General features: G+C 40.1%; 18 protein-coding genes. 15 read left to right on the forward strand and 3 right to left on the reverse strand.

Annotated elements, in window-relative coordinates:
* Positions 1-15: 15 nt before the first annotated feature.
* A complete protein-coding gene (locus GPS65_RS07930; RefSeq protein ID WP_012010704.1) occupies positions 16-681 on the forward strand; it encodes a YrrS family protein in 666 nt (221 codons plus the stop codon).
* A gap of 35 nt (positions 682-716) precedes the next feature.
* Here the strand turns inward: GPS65_RS07930 and GPS65_RS07935 are convergent, their stop codons facing one another.
* Entirely contained in the window at positions 717-920 is a 204-nt protein-coding gene (locus GPS65_RS07935; RefSeq protein WP_034620637.1) for a YrzA family protein, read from the reverse strand.
* Positions 921-1,106: 186 nt separating this feature from the next.
* On the opposite strand from GPS65_RS07935, the gene GPS65_RS07940 reads away from it, so the two are divergent.
* From GPS65_RS07940 to GPS65_RS07970, 7 genes are all read left to right on the forward strand, one after another.
* On the forward strand, positions 1,107-1,748 hold the full coding sequence (locus tag GPS65_RS07940) for a class I SAM-dependent DNA methyltransferase (protein ID WP_012010703.1): 642 nt from the start codon (positions 1,107-1,109) through the stop codon (positions 1,746-1,748).
* Between the two features lie 15 nt (positions 1,749-1,763).
* Positions 1,764-2,459: a 5'-methylthioadenosine/S-adenosylhomocysteine nucleosidase gene (mtnN, locus tag GPS65_RS07945; protein WP_012010702.1), complete on the forward strand. Its 696-nt coding sequence runs from the start codon at positions 1,764-1,766 to the stop codon at positions 2,457-2,459.
* Between the two features lie 46 nt (positions 2,460-2,505).
* Positions 2,506-3,429, forward strand: a complete 924-nt coding sequence (locus tag GPS65_RS07950; protein ID WP_012010701.1) for a PLP-dependent cysteine synthase family protein — start codon at positions 2,506-2,508, stop codon at positions 3,427-3,429.
* 1 nt (position 3,430) lies between these two features.
* Entirely contained in the window at positions 3,431-4,579 is a 1,149-nt protein-coding gene (locus tag GPS65_RS07955; protein ID WP_119125172.1) for a bifunctional cystathionine gamma-lyase/homocysteine desulfhydrase, read from the forward strand.
* Between the two features lie 72 nt (positions 4,580-4,651).
* Positions 4,652-4,882, forward strand: coding sequence for a YrhC family protein (locus tag GPS65_RS07960; RefSeq protein ID WP_041815772.1), 231 nt, complete (start codon positions 4,652-4,654; stop codon positions 4,880-4,882).
* Between the two features lie 446 nt (positions 4,883-5,328).
* Entirely contained in the window at positions 5,329-5,463 is a 135-nt protein-coding gene (locus tag GPS65_RS07965; RefSeq protein WP_012010698.1) for a YrzI family small protein, read from the forward strand.
* Between the two features lie 160 nt (positions 5,464-5,623).
* Positions 5,624-5,785, forward strand: coding sequence for a hypothetical protein (locus tag GPS65_RS07970; RefSeq protein WP_158511374.1), 162 nt, complete (start codon positions 5,624-5,626; stop codon positions 5,783-5,785).
* 43 nt (positions 5,786-5,828) lie between these two features.
* On the opposite strand, the gene GPS65_RS19840 is transcribed toward GPS65_RS07970, so the two are convergent.
* Positions 5,829-5,954 carry a YjcZ family sporulation protein gene (locus GPS65_RS19840; protein WP_003216180.1) on the reverse strand — a complete coding sequence of 42 codons (126 nt, stop codon included), beginning with the start codon at positions 5,952-5,954 and terminating at the stop codon, positions 5,829-5,831.
* Between the two features lie 267 nt (positions 5,955-6,221).
* Here GPS65_RS19840 and GPS65_RS07980 point away from each other — a divergent pair, with 267 nt between their 5' ends.
* The 4 genes from GPS65_RS07980 (at position 6,222) to GPS65_RS07995 (ending at position 11,457) form a co-directional block, all read left to right on the forward strand.
* Positions 6,222-6,824 (forward strand): class I SAM-dependent methyltransferase, encoded by a 603-nt coding sequence (locus GPS65_RS07980; RefSeq protein WP_012010697.1) that lies wholly within the window; start codon positions 6,222-6,224, stop codon positions 6,822-6,824.
* Positions 6,825-7,244: 420 nt separating this feature from the next.
* Positions 7,245-8,459: a formaldehyde dehydrogenase, glutathione-independent gene (gene fdhA, locus GPS65_RS07985; protein ID WP_012010696.1), complete on the forward strand. Its 1,215-nt coding sequence runs from the start codon at positions 7,245-7,247 to the stop codon at positions 8,457-8,459.
* A gap of 716 nt (positions 8,460-9,175) precedes the next feature.
* The gene (locus GPS65_RS07990) at positions 9,176-9,739 is read left to right on the forward strand and encodes a GNAT family N-acetyltransferase (RefSeq protein ID WP_012010695.1); all 564 of its coding nucleotides are present in this window, start codon (positions 9,176-9,178) and stop codon (positions 9,737-9,739) included.
* Positions 9,739-11,457, forward strand: a complete 1,719-nt coding sequence (locus GPS65_RS07995) for an ABC transporter ATP-binding protein (RefSeq protein WP_119125169.1) — start codon at positions 9,739-9,741, stop codon at positions 11,455-11,457. Before GPS65_RS07990 ends, GPS65_RS07995 begins: the two co-directional genes overlap by 1 nt.
* Before the next feature lie 456 nt (positions 11,458-11,913).
* Here the strand turns inward: GPS65_RS07995 and GPS65_RS08000 are convergent, their stop codons facing one another.
* Positions 11,914-12,807 (reverse strand): LysR family transcriptional regulator, encoded by an 894-nt coding sequence (locus tag GPS65_RS08000; RefSeq protein ID WP_088000486.1) that lies wholly within the window; start codon positions 12,805-12,807, stop codon positions 11,914-11,916.
* Positions 12,808-12,946: 139 nt separating this feature from the next.
* Here GPS65_RS08000 and GPS65_RS08005 point away from each other — a divergent pair, with 139 nt between their 5' ends.
* The 3 genes from GPS65_RS08005 to GPS65_RS08015 all read left to right on the forward strand — a co-directional run bounded on the left by GPS65_RS08005 (position 12,947) and on the right by GPS65_RS08015 (position 16,438).
* Positions 12,947-14,398 carry an alanine/glycine:cation symporter family protein gene (locus tag GPS65_RS08005; RefSeq protein ID WP_186304874.1) on the forward strand — a complete coding sequence of 484 codons (1,452 nt, stop codon included), beginning with the start codon at positions 12,947-12,949 and terminating at the stop codon, positions 14,396-14,398.
* Positions 14,395-15,558: an iron-containing alcohol dehydrogenase gene (locus GPS65_RS08010; protein WP_119125167.1), complete on the forward strand. Its 1,164-nt coding sequence runs from the start codon at positions 14,395-14,397 to the stop codon at positions 15,556-15,558. Before GPS65_RS08005 ends, GPS65_RS08010 begins: the two co-directional genes overlap by 4 nt.
* A gap of 130 nt (positions 15,559-15,688) precedes the next feature.
* Complete coding sequence (locus GPS65_RS08015) at positions 15,689-16,438, forward strand: SDR family oxidoreductase (protein ID WP_119125166.1); 750 nt, start codon at positions 15,689-15,691, stop codon at positions 16,436-16,438.
* Positions 16,439-16,575: the final 137 nt, after the last annotated feature.

Raw genomic sequence — 16,575 nt, forward strand, 5'->3', positions numbered from 1 at the left:
AGGAGTGCAGAGATTTTGAGTAGAAATTCTCGATTTGAACATCGTGATAAGCGCAGAAAGGCGAATATGGTCCTTAACATATTAATTGGTATCGTTGTGGTGCTTATTTTGGTGGTCGCAACGAGTTTATTAATTTTTAATAAACCGAAAGACACAGATGTAGCGGATCCACCTTCTAAAACGGCGCCTGCAACAAGTGAAAATAAACAAAAATCAGATGAAGATGTGAAAGATCAAAAGAAAGACACATCCGATGATTCAGATGCTAAAAAAGATGACTCATCTGATCAAGACGACGATACGAAGAAGTCAGATGATGAAAAAGAGCCTAATAAAGATGCGTTAAAAGACGCCAAAGAAACAGATGGCGGCAAAACGAGTGACGTAGACAAAACATACGAAAGCGATGACTGGGAGCCTGTAGGAACAGAGCAATCCGGTTCACATACAGCAACCTATGATTCTAATTCAAAAGACTGGAAAGAAATGATGAAAGCCATGTCCTATGCGACGGGAATTTCAGAAGATCAAATGACCGTTATTTGGTTAGGAAATAACGGAGGCCCTCAAGATGCAAAGGGAACCATCCGTGACAAATCAACAGGCGAACGCTACCGCGTGGAAATCACATGGGTAGATGAAAAAGGCTGGAAACCTGTAAAGGTTGAGAAATTAAAATAAACAAGAAAAAAAGATAGCAGTCATGCTATCTTTTTTTAGATATTCGCCTTAAAATGAACAACCGCTGTATACAAAATTCGGTCATCGATCACAGTCGTTTGATGACTGACAGAATGAACGGTCAGCAGAATGGCCTGATTATGTTCAATTTGTTTTTGGATCTTTTGTTCAAGTTCTTTTAAAGACGATGCTTCAAAGAATTCAATTTTATCCTTTAGAAAATCCAACTGAAAATCCATTTGATTCACCTCTCCATACTCTTCATTCATCTTAATCTCTCTCCTCTAAAAGAGCAAATATTTTTCTACCCCTCCCAGTATTTTTTAGTAGGAAAGAAACTGAAGATGTGGTAGGATAGGAACTGTTCGACGGATTAAAACATACTATACGCATAGGAATAAATAGATAAAGTGGAGGGAAAGAAAATGGGACGTGAGTTTCTTTCTTTATTTGATCATTGGGCTGACTCTTATGACGACACGGTAAGTGGTCATGATGAGCAGTATGAAGAAGTATTTCGCCGGTATTCGGTGATTTTAAAAGAAATTGTTCACCGCGCAGGTCAACATGTTCTTGAATTTGGAAGCGGCACGGGGAATCTAACAGCGGCACTGCTCGCAGCTGATAAGAACGTATTTGGTGTTGAACCATCAGACGCCATGAAGAAAGCAGCTCTTCAAAAGGGAATACCCGATGTGTTTCATGATGGCGATTTTTTATCATTTCCAGCACCGCCATTTGAGCCGGATACGATCGTCAGTTCATATGCATTCCACCATTTAACGGACGAAGAAAAAAAACAAGCCATTCACACCTATAGCAACATCCTTCACTCAGATGGTAAAATAGTCTTTGCTGATACAATGTTTCAAAATCAATCAGCACATCAAGCTGAAATTGACAAAGCGAAAGCGGCAGGGTTTGATCAGCTTGCTGAAGATTTAGAAACGGAATATTATCCATCCATCGATGTGCTAAAGCAAATCTTTGAAGAAGAAGGTTTTAGTACGTCCTTTCATCAAATGAATGATTTTGTTTGGATCGTAGAAGCGAAGAAAAGGGAATGAAAGGATGTTTTTGATTTGAAAATCGCTGTCATAGGTGCAATGGAAGAAGAAGTGACGATATTAAGAGATCAACTAAAGAATGCTACACAAGAAAACATCGCTGGGTGTGAATTCACAACAGGTGTATATGAAGATAAAGAAGTGATTTTATTAAAATCAGGGATTGGAAAAGTGAATGCAGCGGTCAGCACAACACTTCTGCTTGATCGCTTTCAGCCAGATTATGTGATCAATACAGGATCAGCTGGCGGTTTCCATCACACATTAAATGTAGGGGATATTGTGATCTCTACTGACGTTAGACATCATGATGTGGATGTCACGATCTTTAATTACGAATACGGACAAGTACCAGGATTGCCCGCTGCTTTTGTTGCAGACGAAAAGCTTGTGAAGCTGGCAGAGGAATCGGCTTTAGAGATCGATCATATTCAAGTGGCAAAAGGAACGATTGCAACCGGAGATTCATTTATGAATGATCCGAATCGTGTAGCGTTTGTGAGAGAGAAGTTTCCAGAGCTATATGCGGTAGAAATGGAAGCTGCAGCTGTTGCACAAGTTTGCCAGCTCTTTGGAACGCCATTTGTTGTCGTTCGAGCGCTATCTGATATTGCAGGGAAAGAATCCAATGTCTCATTTGATCAATTTCTTGAGCAAGCAGCGATTCACTCAACCGACCTTGTCTTGCGTATGATAAAGCAAACTCAATAAAAGAAGGGGATTCCCCCTTCTTTTCCATACAAAGGAAGGGAATCATATGGCTGTCATAAAGGATATTACAGAATTAATTGGCCGCACACCGCTTTTAAAACTGTCAGGAATCGGCATCCCGGAAGGTGTAGAGGTATATGCGAAGCTTGAAATGATGAATCCGGGTGGAAGTATTAAAGATCGTTTAGGTGATATGCTCATAAGAGAAGCATTGGCATCTGGCAAATTGCGCCCTGGCGGAACCATCATAGAAGCAACTGCTGGAAACACAGGCATTGGGCTTGCTCTCAGTGCAAGAAAACATCAATTGCGTACCATTTTTTGCGTACCAGAACATTTCAGTCAAGAAAAACAACAGCTCATGAAGGCGCTCGGTGCAAAGATCATTCATACACCAAGAAAAGAGGGCATGAAGGGTGCGATTAATCGAGCCCTTGAACTAGAGGCAAGCCTTGACAATGCCTATTGCGTTTTGCAATTTAAAAACCAAGTAAATCCATTGACTTACTATAAAACGCTTGGTCCAGAGTTATGGTCCGACCTGCAAGGAAACATCGATGTATTCGTGGCAGGAGCGGGATCTGGGGGAACTTTTCAAGGGTGTGCCGCCTATTTAAAAGAGCAGCATCCGGCGCTAAAAACAGTTGTTGTCGAACCTGAAGGATCGATTTTAAATGGAGGAGATCCAGGTCCGCATAAAACGGAAGGAATCGGCCTTGAATTTATCCCAGATTATATGGAATCTGCTTTATTCGATGAGATATATACCGTCAGTGATCATGATGCTTTCCGCATGGTGAAAGAAGCTGCTGAAAAAGAAGGCGTTCTCATCGGGAGTTCTTCGGGTGCAGCGTTATTTGCCGCTTTAGAAGAAGCGAGGAAGGCAGCACCTGGGACCGTCATCGTCACCATTTTTCCTGACAGCAGTGAACGGTATTTAAGTAAAGGCATTTATGAGGGAGGAAAATAAAATGAAACGAAAAACAATGATGATACACAGCGGAACAACGGGTGATGAAAAAACGGGCGCTGTGTCTGTACCTATATACCAAGTGAGCACCTATAAGCAGCCGAAAGCAGGCGAACATACAGGGTATGAATATTCAAGAACAGCGAACCCAACAAGAACGGCACTAGAAACCGCCATTCGTGACCTTGAAGGAGGAGCAAACGGCTACGCATTTGGTTCAGGAATGGCTGCCATTACGGCAGTGATGATGCTGTTTAACAGTGGAGATCATATTGTCCTGACAGATGACGTTTACGGCGGAACGTACCGCGTCATCACAAAGGTACTCAATCGTATTGGCATTCAAGCGACCTTTGTTGACACAAGTGATCCTGAAGCAGTGAAAAAGGCGATTTTACCTGAAACAAAAGCGGTTTACATTGAATCACCAACCAATCCTTTACTCAAAATGACTGACCTCAAAGCAGTCGGCCAATTGACAAAAGAAGCTAACATCTTAATGATTGTTGATAATACATTTTTCACACCTTATTTCCAAAGACCGATTGAATATGGGGCAGACATTGTCCTGCATAGTGCCACTAAATATTTAGGTGGTCACAGTGACGTCGTAGGTGGGCTTGTTGTAACAGCGACGGAAGAGCTTGGGGAAGAACTGCATTTTGTTCAAAATTCTACAGGTGGAATCCTTGGACCGCAGGATTCATGGCTTCTCATGAGAGGAATCAAAACACTTGGACTAAGAATGGAAGCACATCAGCAAAATGCACAGAAAATCGCTGAGTTTTTAGAACAACATCCAGCAGTCACACGTGTTTATTACCCAGGTCTTGATGCTCATCCCGGACATGAACTTGCAAAAACGCAAGCATCAGGCTACGGCGGTATGATCTCTTTTGATATTGGAAAAGAAGAACATGTCGATGTGTTTTTAAGTCAGCTTAAGCTGTTTACGATCGCAGAAAGCCTTGGAGCGGTTGAAAGCTTAATTTCTGTTCCTGCTCGAATGACTCATGCGTCCATTCCAAAAGACCGTCGCGAGGAGCTTGGCATCACTGATGGGTTAATTCGTATATCCGTCGGGATTGAAGATGTGGATGATTTACTGAATGATATGAAGCAGGGACTAAACGCACTAGTGAATGGATAGATTTACATGCCACTACCTTTCTTTTACTATGTTAAGCTATTAATAGACATGTGAAACAGGAAGGTGATTCAAGTGAAGAAAAAGTGGAGTGGTTTAGTGACAGATTACAAGCAGTACGCTTTTATTTTGCTTGCTGTCAGCACCTTTTTATATATTGGTACGATCATACCAAACCAACACATCGAAGCATCTCCGAAAATGCTGATGATGGGAATTGATTGTGTTTTCTTATTAGCAGCTTTTCTTTGTGTGAGACGCGCGATCTTTTTTCAAAAGAAACTGCAAGAACTAGATGAAGATTAATTCGAAAAGTCTCCTCATAATCGTGAGGGGGCTTTTTTGATTGTATTGGACAATTGGACAAGAATTGCTGTAGAAATTTAGTCAAACACACAAAAATCATCTATTTTACTAAAAACAGGTTTACAAAATGGTGCTTGCTGGATATACTAACAAAGTAATTAAAAACGTAAAGGAGGCTGAAGAATATGTTATTCGTATCTACTTGTGAACAATTCAACTACAATTTCATCATGTCATCAGCCTGTGGAAGAGCTCGTGTCCTTCCTTTACCTTATACGGTGCACACGCTTCAAAACTGTTAAAGTAAACGAGGATTTTACGTATCATCCATTGCAGGTTGGAAGACACTGTCTTTTGATCTGCATTTTTGTGTGCCCACAGGTCAACTGACAAAGAAGATCTGCGGGCTATTTCGCGTGCTGCGAACTGAAGGGAGGTGAGCGTATATGACAATCCATTTATTTTTTATCACATTAACGATCCGACGAAAATACAAAGACATTGAAACGGTTCTTTATGAACAACAAGTCGAAACATTTTATGAAGAAATGAAGCAGAAACAACTAAAGTATATGAACTAAAACACGAAAAGAAAAATTGAAAAAGGAGGAGATTGACATGTTTATGATGCTTGCAATGCTTGATTGTTATACGATGGAGAAGGACCAGGTTTAGACACGCTCCACATTGATCATCTGCACATATGATATCCATAAAAGGAGATTGTGAGGTGATCAACGAATGTCGATGTCACCATATATGAGGTTTCCGTCAGTGGGGCACGGATATACATCCATTCCGCATTCTTTAAAGCATGGATACGGTAATCCGTACCGAATGCAACGAGAGCAAGAGGAAATGCTCAGACAATATATGTATCAGTACCGACCTTATTGGTATTAAAGAAAAGGAGCAGGAAACGTTATCGTTTCCTGCTCCTTTTACATTAGCAAATCCAGCTTGCACCGATGATGATCAACAAAATGAACAGCACAACAAGCAATGCGAATCCGCCCGCAAAACCGCCACCGTAACCACCGCAGCCTCCAGCATAACCTCCACCAAAGCCCATAATCTAGCACCACCTTTATCTAATCAAGATACATTCATAAAATATGCAGCTCATGCAGAAAACGAAATCAATCTGAGCACAATTAATGAAAACGCCTATTCAGATTAAAATTTTTTAAAGTTCTGCGAAACATTTTCTGAAAAGGTGCCGTCTAATCAATAACAAATAATTAGGACTAGGTCTTAAAATTTGTTAGGTGAGAGCCGATATGAAAAGTAAGAAAATTCGTAAATAGTTTTATTTACTGGTGCAAAGCAGGTGTTAACATTGATTCAAAGCTGGATTGGAAAACAAATGAGGGAACCAAAAGGCTTGTTCTCAAAATGGGTTGCCCGCTATATGGAAAAAAATCATCATAATATCAATGAATGGACGATTCAACTCTTAAATATACAAGAAAATGACCGGATTTTAGAAATCGGTACTGGAAGAGGCATGACATTATCAAAAGTAGCAGAGAAACTTGATCGTGGTAAAGTATATGGAGTCGATGCCTCTCGTCATATGATCAAATATGCAAAAAGAAAACATAAAAAGCTTGTAGAACAGGATAAAGCCGTCGTGACTCTTGGTAAAGCTGAGCATTTACCTTTTGAAGACAGATCATTCAATAAATTATTTACGGTGCAGACCATTTATTACTTGAAGGATATTGAGCAAGTCATGAAGGAAGTGTACCGCGTTCTTCAAGTGGATGGAGAAGTATACTTATCTTTCCAACAGCAGGAACTGATGAAGGAACAAAAGCGGTCACAATCTTTTTCATCGTATAGTGAACAAGAGATTAGCCGCCTATTTTCAGCGTATCACTTTAGAGAAGTTTCGGTTTATCACTATGATACATACATCTGTATCAAAGCGTTAAAATGATGAAAATATTTCCCAGGTAATGAACAAGCATTCAAAAGAGGCTCTTCGTGAGAGGAGCTTCTTTGCGTGTCATTGAATCATGTTTGAACGAATTAAAAAAAGTCTCTTCATCAGAAGAGACTTTTGCATGTCATATAGGCGCCAGCCAGGTGTGTAAGGAATGATAGTATATATAAGGAATTTGTTTGTCGATTAAGGATACCTGTCTGGCTTATTTCTTATATCGACACCGTTCTTCAAAAGTTTAGCTTTTTTTTCAATATTTTCTTTTTTATTTAACTGAAAGAGACATTTTTCTCTCTGTGGTAGACATTTTTCGCTTTTTTTTAATCAATTGTGCCATTTGAAGCAGGGAATTGCCTCATAAATAGAGAAAATTGTAGAGACTTCATTTTTAAACAAAAAGGGAGGAATGAAAACATGTCGGGAAACAAAGGTGTCGTTTATAAAGGAGCAGGAAATGTAGCAGTTGAGGATATTGGATACCCTGATTTGATTTTAAGAGATGGCCCGGGTGTACCGAAAGCCAATGTGGGGCGCAAATGTGAGCATGGCGTCATTTTAAAAGTAGTGACGACGAATATTTGCGGAAGTGACCAGCACATGGTGAGAGGTCGTACGACTGCGCCGGCAGGACTCGTCCTTGGTCATGAAATTACAGGTGAAGTCGTTGAGGTAGGACGAGATGTGGAGTTTATTCAAAAAGGAGACCTTGTGTCTGTTCCATTTAATATTGCTTGCGGACGATGCGTCATGTGTAAGGAACAAAAAACCCATGTGTGCTTAAATGTAAACCCGGACCGTCCAGGCTCTGCCTATGGATATGTCGATATGGGCGGATGGGTTGGCGGCCAATCCGAGTACGTCATGGTACCATATGCAGATTTCCAGTTGCTGAAATTCCCAGACAAAGATCAAGCGATGGAAAAAATACTTGATCTGACAATGCTTTCCGATATTTTCCCGACAGGTTTTCACGGTGCGTATACGGCTGGAGTAAAACCTGGTTCAACCGTATATATTGCCGGTGCAGGGCCAGTAGGTCTTGCCGCAGCGCATTCCGCTCAGCTCCTTGGCGCTTCTACAGTCATTGTAGGAGATTTGAATGAACAAAGGCTGGAGCAGGCCAGAAGCTTTGGCTGTGAGACGATCAATTTACGAAAACATGATCGAATCGGCGAACAAATCACCAACATCTTAGGAGAGCCAGAAGTAGACTGTGCCGTCGATTGTGTTGGCTTTGAAGCTTCAGGTCATGGAGATCAAGGAGAAGCACCTGCAACCGTTTTAAATACAATTATGGATATTACCAAAGTTGGCGGTAAACTCGGAATCCCAGGACTTTACGTCACAGAAGACCCTGGTGCAGTGGATGCTGATGCAAAAGTTGGATCACTGAAAGTGCGAATTGGACTCGGCTGGGCAAAAGCCCATACCTTTGTGACAGGTCAAACCCCTGTCATGCAATATCACCGCAGTCTAATGAAATCTATTTTAAGCGGACGAGCACAAATCGCCAAAGCAGTGAATGCAACCGTCATTAATCTTGATCAAGCCCCTCAAGGATACAGTGACTTTGATTCAGGTGTAGCGAAGAAATTTGTCATTGACCCGCATGGGATGATTTCTCGATAAATTTTTAACATGAAAGGAGCCGCTCCATAAATGGGTCGGCTCTTTATTGTGGAATCAACAATACATGTAAACGAAAGAGATGCTTTCTAAGAAGGTCCTTGATGATCAATAATCGCATAATGTCCAGCGGATTTCATCCTTGCTGACGGTCATCTAGGCGACAAAATAGGTAGCTCACATCTCCAGACTCCTCATTTAAGAAATTTCCTTTTGAATACACAATACCGTATGCGTCTGTACTTTTAACCCCAAGTTTTTTTAACATGGCGTAGATTGCTCGTAAAGTTCTTAGATCTTCCAGTGATATCGACCAATCTATTGTTCTCGTCGCTATACACAACAGGTTCAGCTGGTAATTGCTTCATCAAAATTTCATCAAATAAATTAACTTCCATTTTTTTTCAGACAATCGTTCGTTCTAGGAAAGATTGTTGGTATTTTTATTGATTTTAAGTAATTTGAAAAATTACCCTCTGGTAAATGTTTTTTCGAATATATTTTTCATTTCTTTCTTTACTCTAGAGTTACTCCATACTTTACACTATTTCTTGTGAACTTAACACGACATAAATGAGAAGCATTCGTTATTGTGTTGAACGCACTAAGGTTGATGAAGAGAAGGTGTCAGGAGGTATATTGATCAATTTACGGGTACGCAGCTATTTTTAACAGTCGGTCGAATATTTTAATCAGTTTAAAAGAAAGGGTTTTTAGAAATGGCAAAACTAAATGGACAAATTACGTTAGCACCTGTACCGCAGGACGAGCTAGCAACATTTAAGGCAGAATTACAAGAGGCATTTATGAAAGGGTTACAAGATCGTTTTACAGATGCGGAAGATCCGACACAAATGGGACCAATCCCGTCTGAGGAAGATTTCGATCATTCACTTACTGCCAAAGAATCGATCGTACGTCAACTTGTACTAAACGCCGAAAGAATTGGTGGGGTCGTATTGAAAATGAATAACGAAACCCAGCGAAACGAAGTGGACTTCCTGTATACAAAGGCAAATGCACATGGCAAAGGTCTTGGCACTAAATTGTGGGAAGCGATAGAAGCAGCGTTCCCAGAGACGAAGGTTTGGGTGCTGCACACACCATATTTTGAAAAGCGTAATATTCATTTTTACGTTAATAAATGTGGCTTTAAAATTGTCGAGTTTTATCACCAAGGCAACCCAGGGCCGAATGTTGAAGGCGAAGAGCCGAAATCGGATGAAGAGTACGAGTTTTTCCGTTTTGAAAAGGTCATGGCGAAAGTGAGCAGTGAATCATAATGAAAGGGAAAATCTCACAGCTTTGGATTTTGATGAATCGCAGTCAAATGGCGAATGGTCAACTAGTTCTTTTATTTTTTATCAGTATCGTAGAGGTGGCAGCTGGACTTGCTGTGCCACTACTCACAATGAAGCTTATTAATCAAATTTCAGATACTGGTTTTGCATTAACGTCACTCTTACCAGTCATTGGCGTTTTAATTGTACAGGCGATGCTTAGTGCCGTTACATTTTATATGATGCGTCGTTTAGGTGAAGGAGTTGTTGCGAATTTACGAACAGAAATATGGGAGCATATGCTACATTTACGATTAACTTATTACGATGCACATGAATCTGGCGAAACGATGAGTCGAATTACGCAGGATACAAACGTCGTAAAGGAGTTTGTAACAGAAAAGCTCGTGTCGTTTGTATCGGGACTTTTCGCGATACTCGGTGCAATCGTTGTTTTACTATGGATTGACTGGAAAATGACGCTACTGCTACTGATCGCCGTACCACTAACCATTTTTGTGACGTATCCGTTAGGAGAAAAAATGTACGCGATTTCGAAAGCCAATCAAGATGAGTTGGCAGGATTTGGCGGACGATTAGGGAGAATTTTAACAAACATTCGCCTTGTGAAAGCTTCGCAAACAGAGCAGCAAGAGCTAGCAGGCGGAAAAAAGCAAATTCAGCAGCTGTACAAGTACGGATTAAAAGAAGCAAAAATTGTTGCGATTCTTTCACCACTTATGACGTTGCTCATGATGATTGTAATCATTGCGATTTTTGGGTACGGCGGTTCACAGGTTGCTTCAGGTGCCATTAGTTCTGGCGAGCTTGTGGCAATCATGATTTATTTAGTACAAATTATTATGCCATTTACACAAATGGCGACATTCTTTACTGATTTACAAAAAACACTGGGCGCAACAGAGCGTATTGTCGAGGCCTTAGATGAGAAGCGTGAAGTACAAGACGGTGAACCGGTAACTGCTACGTCACAGCCGATTCGTTTTGAACATGTGTCGTTTAAGTACAACGAAAAATACGTGTTAAAAGATATGACGTTTACGTTAAAGCCAAATGAAACAACGGCCTTTGTCAGCCGGAGTGGTGGCGGGAAAACGACGATGTTTTCCCTTATTGAACGATTCTATGTCGTGACATCAGGTGCGATACTGTATGGCAAAGAAAACATTGAGCAATTTAACTTAATAGAGTGGCGTGAGCTGTTTGGCTATGTAAGTCAAAATGCACCGTTATTAAATGGAACGATTCGTGACAACGTCATGTACGGGACGAATGGAGCAAGTGAACAAGAGGTACTTGCCGCATTAAAAGCAGCCTATGCCTATGATTTTGTCATGCAGCTGGAAAAACACCTCGATACAGAGGTTGGTGAAGGAGGTATTAAGCTTTCGGGTGGTCAAAAACAGCGTATTGCGATTGCTCGTGCGATTTTACGAAATCCGAGAATCTTATTACTTGATGAGGCGACATCGAACTTAGATAACGAATCAGAGCGTGAAGTGCAGCTTGCTCTTCAAGCGTTAACGAAAAACCGGATGACAATCATCATCGCCCATCGATTATCCACGATTACAAGTGCAGACCAAATTCTTGTCTTTGAAGAAGGACGCTTGTCAGGTCAAGGCACACATGAAGCATTACAAAAAACACATCCGTATTATCAACAGCTCTGGCATAATGGTCGTTTAACTGAAGATTAGAGGAAGAAATAAAAATGTTTCTAGTCAGTTACTTTCGTATATTCTTTGAAAGTAAAGACGTTAAAAAACTAATGAAATGGAAGTGGGACAGAAACAAAATCCTACTTCCTAAATCTTAATAATTTTACATATGCAATTAGCCTCTAAATAACAACAAACCGAACTATTTATTTTATTAGCTAAATTCCTCTTGTTTCAACCTCTACTTGCAGAAAAAGCGCTCAAACAAGACAATAGTCAAATTTTAATTCACTTGCTTTTACCATTATGTTATGTGTTTGCGATCTCTCAAGCTCGGCGTCCTCTATGCATCTGAAATATAAAAATTATACATGGCAAAGATTGCTCTCTTGTCCCATCCGTAAAATATCTGTATGAATGATTGGATGACTCGTCAGTATTTTCTCAAGGCATGATGATGAAAGAAATTGAAACGGTTCAAATCAATATTTCATATTAACCATTTAAAAGGATATAATCCTCTGTTAAATCCACAAATGCCTTTAAAGCAGGGGACATCCATTTGTTTTTATGCCAAAATAGTTGAATCTTCGTAGAGAAACAGGGGTCCATCCAATTGATTTTGATGATATTGCCTTCTGCTATTTCTTTTTTTACAGAAATTTCAGGAAGTACAGCGATTCCTAAGCCTGCCATTACACATTTTTTTATGGCTTCTACATCTGCTAATTCTAGTTTACTTCTTGGTTTTGCACCTGCCTGTGTTAATGAGTGTTCGAAGGCGTAGCGATAATCACAGTCTTCAGTTAACAACAATCGTTGCTCGTTTAAATCAATGGGATATACTTTTTGTTTTTTGCTCAAAGGATTTGTTGGACAGCATACAATGGCCATCGGTTCATCTTTTAATTCTTTTACAAGTAAATGTGAGGATACTACAGGATTCATGGATAATAAGGCGACATCAATTTGTCCTTCAAGTAATAGAGTTAAAACATCCTTTTCCGCTATTCCTGGGCGGAAGATCAGTTCCACTTTTGGATACTTCGTTTGAAAGTCCGTTAAAATATGAGGAAGCCGGTAGGTACATTGTGTTTCAGATGCACATATTCTCAAAATGCCGCTTGGCTCATTCATCCCACCAACAGCCTCTAATGCTTCCCCTGTTAAGCCTAAAATTTTATCTGTATAATGTTGAAATTGTCTGCCAGCTTCTGTTAAGATCACCCTTTTTCCAAGCCTTTCAAATAGAGGCGTTCCTAGCTCTTCTTCCAATGCCACAATATTTGCTGTGATGCTAGATTGAGCATAACCAAGCATTTGTGCAGTTTTTGTAAAGTTTAATACTTTTGATGCTGTTTGGAACATCATCAGTTGTTTGATCTCCAACTTCAAACCTCCCTAAATCGGATGAGCCGATTGATACAATCAGAAAACTTCTATAGATAGATCATAACATTTTCACTATCATAAAAGTAAGCGCTTGCAATCTTTTGTTATTTCAAATATTCAGATGTACAAAGGGGAGATGGCTTTGTTTGAAGTGATGGTCAATTCAGTGAATGATTTTTTATGGACATATATTTTAGTATTCATGTTAATAGGCATAGGAATCTACTTTACAGTGAGAATGAAATTGATGCAAATTGTCTTACTAAAAGAGATTTTCCGTTCTATTTTTGAAAAAGCACCCAAAACCAAAAAGGGAAGTCATGAAATTTCATCTATGCAAGCTTTTTTTATTGGGGCTGCTACAAGAATTGGTACTGGAAATATGGCAGGTGTTGCAATTGCTATTACTGTTGGTGGTCCTGGAGCTATTTTCTGGATGTGGTTTGCAGCCGTTTTAGGAGGAGCCTCTGCATTTGTCGAAAGTACACTGGCACAAATTTATAAGGTGAGAACAAATGACGGATTTAAAGGAGGCCCTGGTTACTATATTCAAAAGCAATTCGGATTGAAATGGCCAAGTCGGATTTTTGCCTTTTCTGTTATTCTTAGTTTCGGCTTAATTTTTAACGCTGTACAAACGAATACAATTACAAATGCCTTTCAGTATTCATTTGGGATCAGTCCGATTGCCATGGGGTTATTTGTCACAATTTTTACAGCTTGCATTATTTTTGGTGGTGTGAAGCGAATTGCTAATTTTACACAAATCATTGTACCAATTATGTCGGCATTTTATATCATTTTAGCACTTTATGTGATTGTCACAAATATCGGTGCTGTACCCGCAGCATTAGCAAGTATTATGAAAAGTGCATTTGGATTAGAACAAATCGTTGGCGGCGGCATTGGTGCTGCGATAATGAACGGTGTAAAACGGGGGCTCTTTTCAAATGAAGCAGGAATGGGTAGTGCACCAAACGCTGCTGCTGCCGCCAATGTTTCGCATCCAGTAAAACAAGGATTTGTTCAATTGTTAGGTGTATTTTTTGACACATTAGTGGTTTGTAGCTGTACAGCCTTTATTATTATGTTATCGACAGTAGAAACAGCAGGTGAATTATCTGGTATCGAAATTACACAAGCCGCAATGGCACAGCATTTTGGATCTTGGGCTAGTATTTTCTTAGCATTTGCTATATTTACTTTTGCTTTTAGTTCTATTGTAGGAGGCTACTATTATGGTGAAGCCAATATCGGTTTTATCCATAACAGTGTAACAGCGTTATTGACGTATCGAATCTCGGTATTATTGATGATCATGTTTGGAGCTGTGGCCAACTTACAAATCGTTTGGACGTTGGCTGACTTGTCGATGGCCATTATGGCAATCGTCAATTTGATTGCAATTGCTATCCTAGGAAAATATGCTTTTGCCGCTTTAGATGATTATATTCAACAAAGGCTGTTAGGTAAAAATCCAGTCTTTTATGCATCTAGCATACCAGGTTTAAAAGAAATAGAGTGGTGGGGAGCAGAAAAACAAACGGCTCACTCAATAAACTTAAATGAAGGAGTAGAAAAATCATGAGGAATTTTGAATATCATTGCCAAACAAACATAATGATGGGGACTGGTCAGTCAAAAGAAATTGGATCTATAGTAGAGGATTTTGTATTGCCAGATGCCAAAGTGATGATTGTGACAGATTCTGGTGTGAGAAACGCAGGGCTCGTTCAGCCTATTGAAGCGTATTTGCAGGAAGCAGGTTATTCAGTATTTGTATTTGATCAAGTATCTCCAAACCCTAGAGATAATGAATGTCTAGCTGGTGCAGAGCTTTTTAGAAAAGAACAAGCATCAGCGGTTATTGCGATTGGTGGCGGAAGTCCAATGGATACGGCGAAAGCAATTGCTTTATTAGGTCCAAATGGTGGCATTCCTGAAGATTATATATCAGGGAAGAAGGCATATGCTAATCTATCTCCACTAATTTGTATTCCAACAACGGCTGGTACTGGCTCTGAGGTAACACGTTCATCTGTCATCACGTTAGCTGCTTCACATAAAAAAATCACATTAAAACATGCCTTGCTTCGGCCAACCATTGCGATTTTAGACCCAGCTCTTACATTAACGGTGCCAAAAAGCATAACAGCCGCAACAGGCGTTGATGCATTGGTACATGCTATTGAAGGCTATTCTTGTAAAGTAACAAATCCTATTTCAAAAGCAATGGGTGCAAGTGCAATGGAGACCATTGTAAAATACTTACCGGCAGCATTTGAAGATGGCTCTGATCTAGAAGCAAGATATAAAATGCAAGAAGGTAGTTTACTAGCCGGCTTATGCTTCGGTTCAGCTGATGTCGCGGCCGTTCATTGCTTAGCAGAAGCCCTTGGCAGTCTTTATGATACACCTCATGGTATCGCAAACGCGGTATTTTTGCCTTATGTCATGCAATTCAATGCAGCTGAAAACAAGGTGTTACACGCAGAGCTTGCCAAAATCATGAGCTTTGCAGATAAAACGGATTCAGATGATGTAGCGATTCAAAAATTAATTGATGGCATGTATACTTTCACAAAAAATTTAGGTATTCCAGCACTAAAAGATTTATCTCATGTAAAAGAAGAAGATTTTGAAAAAATGGCTGAATTAGCAGAACAAAACGGTTCTACATCAAGCAATGTTCGTACCGTTACGAAAGCCGACTACTTAGACATTTTAAAAGCTGCTTTTGATCAATGAATTCCAAAGAAACACTCTCCTCATGACACGATCACTTGGAGGGTGTTCTTTTATGTTTCATGTGGCTAGGTCTCGTCTATATAAGAGTGGTATGATGACAACATCTGATGGAGAAAGGATGGGATAAACGATGAACTTTCACAATAAAACAGTCGTCATCACAGGTGCAGCCAATGGAATTGGTGAAATGATCGCTTGGGGCTATGCAAAAGAAGGAGCGCGAGTGGTGCTTGCAGATATAGATGAAGAGAAGGGGAAGCGATTGGAGGAAGAGCTAAAAAAAGAATCGTTAGAAGCTTATTTTAAGAAAACAGATGTGACGCAAGAAACGGATATTCAGCACTTAATGTCGTTTGCGGTGGAGCGCTGTAAAACGATTGATATTCTCATTAATAATGCTGGTGTCATGTGTACTGTATCCCCTTATGAATTAACGGTCGATGAGTGGGATCGTGTGTTACAAACGAACCTAAGAGGGACTTTTTTATGTGCAAGAGAAGCAGCACGTTATATAAAAGAAAATCTAAAAGGCGGTTCTATTGTGAACATTTCATCTACCCGCGCGACCATGTCAGAGCCAAATACAGAAGCATATGCTGCATCAAAAGGTGGAATATCTGCGCTGACTCATGCCTTAGCGACTTCTTTTAGTCCGGATCATATCACGGTGAATAGCATTTCCCCTGGATGGATTGAAACGAAGGATGAGAAGAATCTTCGAGAGATCGACCATCAGCAGCATCTTTCCAATCGAGTCGGCACGCCAAAGGATATTGTGAAGGCCTGCTTTTATTTAACCGATGAGGACAATCAATTTGTGACTGGCACAGATTTAGTTGTTGATGGTGGCATGACCAGAAAAATGATCTATGCTGATTAGCTTGAAAAAAACGTTGACGCTTTGATCAAGGCGCAGTACAATATGTAACAATTCAGCTGAAGATCGTGATGAAATAAAGACATAGCGCTAATAGAGAAGAGTACATCATGAACCGTCCCGCACAGAGAACTCCGTAA

It is taken from the genome of Bacillus pumilus (genome assembly GCF_009937765.1).
Lineage (GTDB): Bacteria > Bacillota > Bacilli > Bacillales > Bacillaceae > Bacillus > Bacillus pumilus_O.

Coding starts and splice junctions, on each gene's coding strand:
- GPS65_RS07990 (WP_012010695.1), top strand. CDS start 9,176: ATGGCAAAACTAAATGGACAAATTACGTTAGCACCTGTACCGCAGGAC.
- GPS65_RS07995 (WP_119125169.1), top strand. CDS start 9,739: ATGAAAGGGAAAATCTCACAGCTTTGGATTTTGATGAATCGCAGTCAA.
- GPS65_RS07940 (WP_012010703.1), top strand. CDS start 1,107: ATGGGACGTGAGTTTCTTTCTTTATTTGATCATTGGGCTGACTCTTAT.
- GPS65_RS07965 (WP_012010698.1), top strand. CDS start 5,329: ATGACAATCCATTTATTTTTTATCACATTAACGATCCGACGAAAATAC.
- GPS65_RS07935 (WP_034620637.1), bottom strand. CDS start 920: ATGGATTTTCAGTTGGATTTTCTAAAGGATAAAATTGAATTCTTTGAA.
- GPS65_RS07955 (WP_119125172.1), top strand. CDS start 3,431: ATGAAACGAAAAACAATGATGATACACAGCGGAACAACGGGTGATGAA.
- GPS65_RS08010 (WP_119125167.1), top strand. CDS start 14,395: ATGAGGAATTTTGAATATCATTGCCAAACAAACATAATGATGGGGACT.
- GPS65_RS07950 (WP_012010701.1), top strand. CDS start 2,506: ATGGCTGTCATAAAGGATATTACAGAATTAATTGGCCGCACACCGCTT.
- GPS65_RS07970 (WP_158511374.1), top strand. CDS start 5,624: ATGTCGATGTCACCATATATGAGGTTTCCGTCAGTGGGGCACGGATAT.
- GPS65_RS08005 (WP_186304874.1), top strand. CDS start 12,947: ATGGCTTTGTTTGAAGTGATGGTCAATTCAGTGAATGATTTTTTATGG.
- fdhA (WP_012010696.1), top strand. CDS start 7,245: ATGTCGGGAAACAAAGGTGTCGTTTATAAAGGAGCAGGAAATGTAGCA.
- GPS65_RS08015 (WP_119125166.1), top strand. CDS start 15,689: ATGAACTTTCACAATAAAACAGTCGTCATCACAGGTGCAGCCAATGGA.
- GPS65_RS19840 (WP_003216180.1), bottom strand. CDS start 5,954: ATGGGCTTTGGTGGAGGTTATGCTGGAGGCTGCGGTGGTTACGGTGGC.